The sequence below is a fragment of the Pseudomonas tumuqii genome (genome assembly GCF_013184545.1).
In the GTDB taxonomy this organism is placed as follows: Bacteria; Pseudomonadota; Gammaproteobacteria; order Pseudomonadales; family Pseudomonadaceae; genus Aquipseudomonas; species Aquipseudomonas tumuqii.
The window spans coordinates 1-806 of record NZ_JAAOJA010000059.1 but is presented as its reverse complement, the minus strand read 5'-3'; the positions used below and the strand labels follow the sequence as shown (position 1 = coordinate 806).

At 67.6% G+C, this 806-nt stretch carries 1 protein-coding gene; it reads left to right on the top strand.

The window, feature by feature from the left end:
* Positions 1-806: aminotransferase class III-fold pyridoxal phosphate-dependent enzyme (locus G9C89_RS24930; protein ID WP_172153391.1), on the top strand; the 806-nt coding region annotated here is incomplete at both ends.

The window sequence follows — 806 nt, the reverse complement described above, 5'->3', positions numbered from 1 at the left end:
ATGAGCAAGACCAACGAATCCCTGATGCAACGCCGCAGCGCCGCCGTCCCGCGCGGCGTCGGCCAGATCCACCCGATCTTCGCCGACAAGGCGCAGAACGCCACGGTCACCGACGTCGAGGGCCGCGAGTTCATCGACTTCGCCGGCGGCATCGCGGTGCTCAACACCGGCCACCTGCACCCGAAAGTCATCGCCGCGGTGCAGGAGCAGCTGACCAGGCTGAGCCACACCTGCTTCCAGGTGCTGGCCTACGAGCCCTACGTCGAGCTGTGCGAGAAGATCAACGCCCGGGTGCCGGGCGACTTCGCCAAGAAGACCCTGCTGGTCACCACCGGCTCCGAAGCGGTGGAGAACGCGGTGAAGATCGCCCGCGCCGCCACCGGCCGTGCCGGGGTGATTGCCTTCACCGGCGGCTACCACGGCCGCACCATGATGACCCTCTCGCTGACCGGCAAGGTCAATCCCTATTCGGCCGGCATGGGCCTGATGCCCGGCGGCGTGTTCCGCGCCCAGTACCCGTGCGAGCTGCACGGGGTCAGCGTCGACGACGCCATCGCCAGCATCGAGCGGGTGTTCAAGAACGACGCCGAGCCGCGCGACATCGCCGCCATCATCATCGAGCCGGTGCAGGGCGAGGGCGGTTTCTACGTCGCGCCGAAAGCCTTTATGCAGCGCCTGCGCGCCCTCTGTGATCAGCACGGCATTCTCCTGATCGCCGACGAAGTGCAGACCGGCGCCGGGCGTACCGGCACCTTCTTCGCCATGGAGCAGATGGGCGTAGCCGCCGACCTGACCACCTTCGCCAA